Genomic DNA, 8,323 nt, shown 5'->3' on the forward strand with positions numbered 1-8,323 from the left:
GGCGAGCGCTTGCGCACGTTCAGCGCGGTGATCACGGCGAGCACGCCGATGCACCCGGCCACCACGAACGCCGTGCGCAGGCCCTCGGCGTCCGGGCCCGCCGAACCCTCGCCGCTGCCCATGGCGGCGACGGTCACGAAGACGGCCGTTCCGAGCGCGCCCGCGAGCTGCTGGAGCGTGGCGAGGATGGCGCTGCCGTGCGAGTAGAGGTGGTCGGGCAGCGAGGAGAGCGCCTCGGTCATCAACGGGGTCATCATCAGTCCCAGTCCGCCCATGAGCACGACGTGGATGGCGATGACCGTCACCAGCGACGAGTCCGCCCCCAGCGTGGTGAACATCCACAGCGACGCCGCCATCGCGATGGCGCCCGGGATCACCAGCGGTCGCGCGCCCACCTTGTCGAACAGGGCCCCCACGGGGCGTCCGAGGAGGCCGAGCACCAGGCCGCCGGGCAGGACGGCCAGCCCGCTGACGAACGTGCCGGTGTCGAGCACGGTCTGCAGGTAGAGCGGCAGCAGGATGGCCGCCGCGCCCAGCAGGCACATGAACAGCAGCGCGGCCAGCACCAGCGCCACGGAGAAGCTGCGGTGGGTGAACGGGCGCAGGTCGAGCAGGGCCCGGTCCTGGCGCTGGAGCCGGGTCTGGCGCAGGACGAACACCGCGAGGGCGAGTGCGCCGAGCACGATCGGTACCCACGGAGGCACGAGGTGCTCCCCGCCCGAGGACTCACCGATGGTGGACAGGCCGTAGAGCACGCCGCCGAAGCCCAGTGCGGACAGCAGCACCGACAGCAGGTCCAGCGGCACCGACCGCGTCGTGCTGTCCAGGCGCAGCCAGACCGCCCCGAGCACGAGCGCGGCCAGCGCCAGCGGGAGGACCGTCCAGAACATCCAGCGCCAGCCCAGCGAGGACAGCATCGCCCCGCCGATCGTGGGGCCCACCGCCGGGGCGACGGCGATGACGATGGTGATCGTGCCCATGGTGGCGCCGCGCCGCTCGGGCGGGATCAGGCGCATCACCGAGGTCATCAGCAACGGGATCATCACCGCCGTGCCACAGGCCTGGACCACCCGGCCGGTCAGCAGTACCCCGAATCCCGGTGCCAGCGCGCTGAGCAGCGTCCCCAGGCTGAACAGCGTCAGCGAGGCCAGAAAGATCTGGCGTGGTGTGAACCGTTCGAGCAAGAAGCCCGTTGTCGGGATGACCACCGCCATCGTCAGCAGGAATCCGCTGGTCAGCCACTGCACCGTCGTGGTCGTCACCCCCAGTTCGACGCTGAGGTGGCGCAGGGCGACGCTGAGGATCGTCTCGTTGAGGATCATCACGAAGGCCGAGACGACCAGAACCCCGATCAGCAGACCCGCCCGTGGCGGCGCGGCTCTCTCGTCGGCTTCCGCCGTGGCCGCGCCCGCGGTATCGATCATGAAGAAATACCTCTGTCAGAAGTCGGTTCCCTGTGGAGTCGCCCGGGACGCCGATGGCAGCGCGAGCGCGCGCGGGCGTCACCCGGACCCGGCCAGCCTATCCAAGATCGGGCCGGGTCGGCGACGGAATAACCACGCGCCCGACGAGGTGCCGATCACCCGTTCGCCGCGCCGAGGCGGGGGCCGGGGGCGACGATCTTCGGCGTTCCCTCCCTGTGGGCACGGTCGGTTCGGCACACTACGGGACCATGGGAGAGCGGACGGTGACTTACCGTGAGGTGCTCGCGGTTCGGGAGATCAGGTGGTTGTGGCTGGCGCACGTGCTGTCGGTCGCGGGGGACCAGCTCGCTCGCGTCGCGCTGACAGTCCTGGTCTACGACCGGACCGCCTCGGCGGGGCTGAGCGCGCTGACCTACGCGGTCAGCTACGTGCCCGACCTGGTCGGGGGAGCGCTGCTCGCCGGGATCGCCGACCGGTACTCGCGCCGCACGGTCATGGTGGTCACCGACCTCGCGCGCGCGGCGCTGGTCGCGTGCATGGCCGTGCCCGGTCTGCACCTCGGTGTGCAGGTCGCTCTGCTGATCGGTGTGCAGCTTCTGGCCGCGCCGTTCTCCGCCGCGCGTCAGGCCACTTTGCCGACGATCCTGCGCGGCGACGCGCTCACCGTGGGGATCGGGCTCATGTCGATCACCTACCAGATCGCCCTCGTGCTCGGCTTCGGTGCGGGGGCCAGTATCGTGGCACTGCTCGGCCACCAGGGCGCCCTGCTGACCGACGCGGTCACCTTCGTCGCCTCGGCACTGATCATCAGGTGGGGACTCGCCGAACACCGCCCGGCTGCCGACAACACCACGGCGGGACGGCGCAGGGGTCATTCGGTGATCGCCGGGTGGCGGCTGGTGCTCGGCCACCGGCGGCTGCGGATCTTGCTGGTGATCGCATGCCTGTCCGGTTTCTACGTCGTCCCCGAGGGGCTCGCCGTCCCGACCGCCGACGAGCTGGGCGCGGGAACGAGCGCGGCCGGATGGCTGCTCGCCGCGAACCCGATCGGCACCGTGCTCGGCATGGCTGTGCTGAAGAGGCTCCCGCCGGACCGGCGACTGGCCCTGCTCGGCCCCCTGGCCGTGCTGAGCAGCCTGGTTCTGGTGCCGACCGGGTGGCAGCCGCCCGTACTGGTGGTGGTCCTGCTATGGACGGCCAGCGGTGCCGCGAGCGCGCACGACATCGTCACTCAGGCGACCTTCGTCGCCGAGGCCCCGGACGAACAACGGGGCCACGCGGTCGGTGTCGCCATCGCGTCCCTGCGCTCCGCTCAGGGCGCAGGGATCATCGTCGGGGGGCTCGCCGCCCAGGCGTCCTCTCCGTCGCTGGTCATCGCCGTGGTGGCCGCGATCGGGTCCGTCGTCGCCGTCGGCGCCTGGGCAGCGTGGTCCCGTGCCGCCGCGTCGGAACCCGACACGGTCGGCTGAGTAACGGTCGCGCCGTCGTCACCAGTTGTTGTCACGCATGGGGATCCCTCCTTTCGGCTGTCCGGGGGTACCGGGGTCGCGCCACGTCCCTGGCATGCCGCGTGGGTCAGGCCCCGTGGTCGCCGTGCATGGTCGCTCCCTTCGGTCGTGACCACGCCCGTGGCTGAAGGCGGGCCAGGCGCGACGGTACTGCATTAGGCCTTTCGTGTGCTGTGGCCGCTCGAAAACATCGCTAAACCGCCGTTCCCGCCTACGGTGACTCGAAAGGTGGCGGGCGAGACGGAGGGGGCGGCGCTGTGACGGTGGTGAACAGGCCCCGGTACTGGTTCCGCGGGTGGTCGCTGTGGTCCACACCGGCAACGCTCCGGCGCTACGTCGTGGCGGTCGTCGCACTGGCGGTCGTCGCGAGCTGTGCGACGGCGTTCCTCGTTCCGGTCGGCCGGGACGACCTCGTCCGGTTCGCGGTCCTGGCCGCCTGCGCGGCCGTGTCGATCGAGCTCACGCGCCGGATCGAGCGGCAACGCGAGTACCTGCGGCACCACGCCGTCGCCTACGTCGACACCAAGGGCATCTGGTCCACCGCGGCCGTGCTGGTTCTGCCACCGGTGCTGGCGACGGCCATGGTGGTGCTGACCTATGTGCTCGCGTGGGCGCGCATCTGGCCGGACCGGCGTCCGATGCCGCACCGCTGGGTCTTCGGCTGCGCCACGGTGTTGCTCGGTACCCAGGCGGCCGTGGCGGTCCTGTCCGTCGGAATCGACCCGTATCCGGGGCTGCCCGAGGCGCACACCCTCCCCGGCGTGGTCGACCTCGTGGTCATCGTCCTGGCCTGCGCCGTGCGGTGGCTGCTCAACTGCGGGCTCGTGATGGGCGTGCTGGCGCTGTCGTCGCCGGACAGGCCGGTCAAGGACCTGTTCACCGGCTTCTCACAGCAGATGCTGGAGGCGGGTTCGATGGGACTCGGCCTGGTGGCGGCGACGGTGCTGGTGGCCAACCCGGTCGTGCTCGGCGCGGTGGTGCTGACCGTGGTCGTGATGCATCGCGGCGTGCTGTTGCACCAGTACCAGACCGAGAGCCGCACCGACGCGAAAACGGGGCTGTCGAGTGTCAAGTGGTGGCGACTGGTGGCCGAACGGGCGTTCGAGGCCGCGCGCCGCGACAGCAGGGGAGTGGGCGTGCTCATCCTCGACATCGACCGCTTCAAACAGGTCAACGACACCCACGGGCACCTGGTCGGCGACCGGGTCCTGACGGCGGTGTCGCGCGAGCTCGCCGACGAGGTCCGGCGCCAGGACACGTGTTGCCGCTGGGGTGGTGAGGAACTGACGGTCGTGCTTCCGGACGTCGACGACGCCGACGCGCTGGTCGACATCGCCGAGCGAATCCGCCGCCGCATCGGCAGGCTCACGGTCGAAACGGCCTCCCCGGCGTCGCCGACCCCGTCGGACTCCTCGGCGGCAGGCTCCGCGGCGGCCGGGGAACGGGTCGGGGTGACGGTCTCCATCGGGGCCGCGTTGGCGCCCGCGGGCGGCGGGCTGACGCTCGACGAGGCGCTCATGGCCGCGGACAGGGCCGTGTACCTGGCCAAGGAGGACGGGCGCAACCGGGTGCGGCTCGCGAACACCCGCGAGGACAGCGCGGCTCCGGCGCGGTAGGCCCCGACCCGGAAGGCACCACTCTCCGTCCGGGTTGTCCGTCCACTCCGGACCCGGACGCCGGTTCCGCGTGTCCGTGGCCCCCCGGCCGGGTTGGCGGCACGACTCTGTATGCCTACGCCGCGTCGTGCCGTCGGTGCGTTGTGTGCCCGCCCCGGGCGGCGGCGGACCCGTCGCCGTCGGGTAAGGATGGTGTCACGGCGGAATCACCCCGAGTGGCGGGGCATGGCATTCGCGCGCGCCGTTGTGCAGACTATGGCGGCCGAGCGCGCAACGTACGGGAAGCTGGGGCGAACGTGAAACCACTTCAGGTCAGGACCATCCGAAAGTACGAGACCGGGAACCGTCCACCGGCGCGAGAGGTCCAACAGGTGGGACTTTTCTGACGTCGGTGGAGGGAGGAAGACGGGCATGGCTGCGAGCGGTCTCGCGCACGGGCCGGTACCCGATGTCACGTTCTCGGAGCCGCAGCTCGCGGCCGCCCGGGACGTGCTGGAGCGGGACCTGGGCGGCCCGTGCCGGGTCGGGCTCGCGTTCGTCGGGGGGAGCCTCGCCGCGGGGCTCGGGCACATCACCTCGCCCGTGGAGCTGGGCGCGATCGGGACGCTGCCCGCGACGGACGGCCAGGTCGTCGACCGGGGTGGCGTGGCGGTGCGGGTCCGAGTGGTCCAGTCCTGTGCGGCCCACGAGCTGCTCGGGCTGGCGCAGACGTTCCGGTTGAGCGATGCCCGGCACCCCCAGGCCGGTGCGTCGTGGGAGGACCTCGGCGAGCTCGTCAACCTCGCGACGGGACGGGTGCTGCACGCCTCGCTGGAGTGGCGGCACCGGCTCGACGCCCTGCGCCCGTCGGTCTTGCGCGAGCTGCTCATCGCGCGGCACGCCGGCCTCGGAGCGGCTTCGGCACGCGAGGCGTTCGGCGCGCTCATCTCCGGCGATCTCCACACCGCGCACAGCCTCTCCGAGGCCGCGCTCGTGGCCGCGTGCGAGGCGGTTCTGTGCGCGCGGGGCGACCTGCACTTCGGCCGGAAGTTCCTGCTGCGCAGGCTCGCGCGGGCCCCGATGGAGCGGGAGTGCCGGGAACGGCTGACCCGGTTGTTCGGCTGTCCCGTTTCGCTGTCGGGCGCGGCGGATCCGGCCCGGGTGCGCCGCCTCGTCGACGAGCGTCTCCTCGCCGCCAACATGCTGCTGTCGTGGGCCGTGGTGGAGGGCTGGGACGCCGACGCCGAGCCCCCGGTGCACACCGTGGCCGCCGAGCCCACCGGCGGTCCCCGCCGCAGTCCCTACTTCGCCCCCGTGCGTTACGCCGACGGCCACACCCTGTCGGGGCCGAGCGGCACGTTCGAAGTCTCCGAAGCGATGCTGCGCCTCTGGCGGAGGCTGGACGGCAGGCACCTCGACGAACTCGGGCGCATGCTCACCCGGCACGAACGCGGGCTGGCCACGGCGGCTGTTGACGACCTGGACCGGGCCGTCCGCGCGCTCCAGACGATCGGGGCGGTCGAGTTCGCCCCGTCCCGGCCTGGGATGCCGCAGCTCGGCACCCGGTCGGTCCCCGGGCGGGTGCGGGCCGGCGCGCTGACACTCGAACCGTCAACGCGGACGCCGCTTCCCGGGCTCTGACAAGGGTCGTTTCCTGGACGGGCAGCGCGCTTGTCTCCCCCGGTCGGGTGGCTTACAAACGTCTCATGACTACAGTAAAGTTGTCGCACGGCTACGGACGGTTCCTCCCACGGGCCGGGTGTTCCGGGCGCGTGCGCCGCGCCGTGGATCTCGGGAGGCGGGGCGGCACGGTGATCGCTCCGCCGAGGCTCACGGCACGGGAGTCGCGCACCGGTCCCCGGACCGCCGAGGACGCGTCCGTGGGTGCGACCGGTCCCGTTCACGGTGGTGACTGGCCGTTCCCGTCCCCGGTCCCGGGCGGGACGGAGGCGGCCGCCCACCGCGCCGGGACGGTCCGGTGACCGGGAGGTGGCACGCGCTTCACCCGCGTCGCGTTGACGCGACCCTACTCGGGGGACAACCGCGCGTTGACTAAAGTTAATGAGAGCTTGACCTCGGCAGAGCGCGGTAAGGAGATTCCCGGGGATGAACGTCGGCCTCGTCCACCAGCCCGACTTCGGGCAGCGGCTGAAGCGGCTGCGCCGGAAACGAGGGCTGTCCCAGCGGGACGTCGCCGGGGACGCGGTCAACCCGAGTTACATCTCGTTGCTGGAGTCGGGCGCGCGCGTGCCCACGCTTGAGGTGGTGGTCCAGCTCGCCGAGGCGCTGGGTGTGTCGACCGACGCCCTGGTGGGGGCGGGTCTGCCCGCGCGGAACGCCACCGACGGTGCCCAGGAGGCGAGCCGCCTGGTCAACCAGCTGATCGCCCGCAGCTCGCTCGACTACGGTGACCTTCCCGAGGCCGAGGCCCGGTACGAACAGGCGTACCGGGCGGCACGTGACGGCGGTCCCGCCGTGCGCGCCTTGGAGTACGGCCTGGCGCTGCAGGAGATCCTCGGCGCGCGCGGCCGCCCGCAGGAACGCTACGACCTGCTGGGCGAGCTCGCCGACCAGGCCGCTCGCTCGGAGCTTCCCGAGCTGGAGGTGAAGGTCGAGATCGAGCGGGCGTCGGCCGCGCGCGACACGGACCGGCCCGCCGAGGCGATCGAGGCGGCGGAGCGGGTGCGCGACCGCATCACCGGCACGCAGCTCGAGGGCACCTCCGAGCACGTGCGCCTGCTCGGTGTCCTGCTCTCCGTCCGCTGTGAGTACGGCGAGCTGACCGAGGTCCCCGGCCTGGTCGAGCGGATTCTCGCCGTCGCGGACGGCATCGGCCGGGACGGCGTGCGCGGCCGGGCGCACTGGGCCGCGGGGGTGGCCTGTGCCTACCTCGGGTGGTCCGAGCGCGCCGGTGAGCACATCCGGCAGGCCAAGGCGATGCTCGGGACACCGGCCACGCCGTTGCAGGAGTGGGCCCGCTTCTCCCGGGCCGCCGCCTCGACGCTGCTCGACGCCGGAGGCGACCTCGACGAGGTCGCGCAGTACCTGCGAGTGGCCAGGACGGCGCTCGACATGGTGTCGCTGCCGGGGGAGGACGGTCCCATCGCGGTGCTTGAGGTGCGCCATGCCGTGGCGGCCGGTCAGCCCGCGCGCGCGGTGGAGCTCGGCGAGGCGGTCACCGCCGACCTCGCCGATGCCGAACGTGTCCGGCTCCGGATCGCTCTCGGCCGCGCGCACGCCCTGCTCGGCGACACCGAGCGGGCGGTCGTCGAGCTCCGCTCGGCCGCCGCGCTGGCCGAGGAGCTGTCCCAGTTCCGTCTGGCCACGCGCGTGTGGCGTGAGCTCGACGAGGTGCGGTCGCGCTGAGCGGGCCCTTGAGGGTGTTACCCGCCCGCCACCGTGTTGTTTACTGAAGTAAACGCAGACTTCGTCGTCACGCGGTCGTCCTCGCGTCCTTCCAGTCGTCCAGTTGTGCGTGTGCGCGGGGAATCCGCCTCGCGCAACCACGCTTGCAGGGTCCGGTAACGCTGACCACTTCGTTGACCGATTTGTCAAAACCGCTCTACGATCCTGATGACTTCAGTAAGGAATTCGCACTGATCGGCACAGCACCGAGAGGTAGTGACATCGTGAGCAAGCTCTGGATCGGGCTCGACGAGCGGGCCGACGTACTGTACAGAACCATGCTCGGCCGCGTGCGCTGGAGCGTCGCCGACCTGGCCGCCGAGCTGGGCTGGGACGAGGCCGACGTGCGCAGCGGCGCCGCCGGGCTCGAGGCGGACCGGTTGGCCACGCG

General features: G+C 71.9%; 6 protein-coding genes. 5 read left to right on the plus strand and 1 reads right to left on the minus strand.

Going from position 1 to position 8,323, the window contains the following annotated elements:
• Positions 1–1,424: MDR family MFS transporter (locus SACSA_RS0107895; RefSeq protein ID WP_019814846.1), on the minus strand; the 1,424-nt coding region annotated here is incomplete at its 3' end.
• Between the two features lie 248 nt (positions 1,425–1,672).
• Here SACSA_RS0107895 and SACSA_RS0107900 point away from each other — a divergent pair.
• From SACSA_RS0107900 to SACSA_RS0107920, 5 genes are all read left to right on the plus strand, one after another.
• Complete coding sequence (locus SACSA_RS0107900; RefSeq protein WP_048876555.1) at positions 1,673–2,893, plus strand: MFS transporter; 1,221 nt, start codon at positions 1,673–1,675, stop codon at positions 2,891–2,893.
• 296 nt (positions 2,894–3,189) lie between these two features.
• On the plus strand, positions 3,190–4,548 hold the full coding sequence (locus SACSA_RS0107905; protein ID WP_019814850.1) for a GGDEF domain-containing protein: 1,359 nt from the start codon (positions 3,190–3,192) through the stop codon (positions 4,546–4,548).
• Positions 4,549–4,959: 411 nt separating this feature from the next.
• Entirely contained in the window at positions 4,960–6,168 is a 1,209-nt protein-coding gene (locus tag SACSA_RS0107910) for a hypothetical protein (protein WP_019814852.1), read from the plus strand.
• A 65-nt stretch (positions 6,169–6,233) separates the two neighbouring features.
• Complete coding sequence (locus SACSA_RS25885) at positions 6,234–6,509, plus strand: hypothetical protein (RefSeq protein ID WP_198008996.1); 276 nt, start codon at positions 6,234–6,236, stop codon at positions 6,507–6,509.
• A 124-nt stretch (positions 6,510–6,633) separates the two neighbouring features.
• On the plus strand, positions 6,634–7,893 hold the full coding sequence (locus SACSA_RS0107920; RefSeq protein WP_019814856.1) for a helix-turn-helix domain-containing protein: 1,260 nt from the start codon (positions 6,634–6,636) through the stop codon (positions 7,891–7,893).
• Positions 7,894–8,323: the final 430 nt, after the last annotated feature.

The sequence above is a fragment of the Saccharomonospora saliphila YIM 90502 genome (assembly GCF_000383795.1).
GTDB classification, from domain to species: domain Bacteria; phylum Actinomycetota; class Actinomycetes; order Mycobacteriales; family Pseudonocardiaceae; genus Saccharomonospora; species Saccharomonospora saliphila.

Excerpts from the sequence above, each read along its gene's own strand:
- SACSA_RS0107900 (WP_048876555.1), top strand. The coding sequence starts at position 1,673 with ATGGGAGAGCGGACGGTGACTTACCGTGAGGTGCTCGCGGTTCGGGAG.
- SACSA_RS0107910 (WP_019814852.1), top strand. The coding sequence starts at position 4,960 with ATGGCTGCGAGCGGTCTCGCGCACGGGCCGGTACCCGATGTCACGTTC.
- SACSA_RS25885 (WP_198008996.1), top strand. The coding sequence starts at position 6,234 with ATGACTACAGTAAAGTTGTCGCACGGCTACGGACGGTTCCTCCCACGG.
- SACSA_RS0107920 (WP_019814856.1), top strand. The coding sequence starts at position 6,634 with ATGAACGTCGGCCTCGTCCACCAGCCCGACTTCGGGCAGCGGCTGAAG.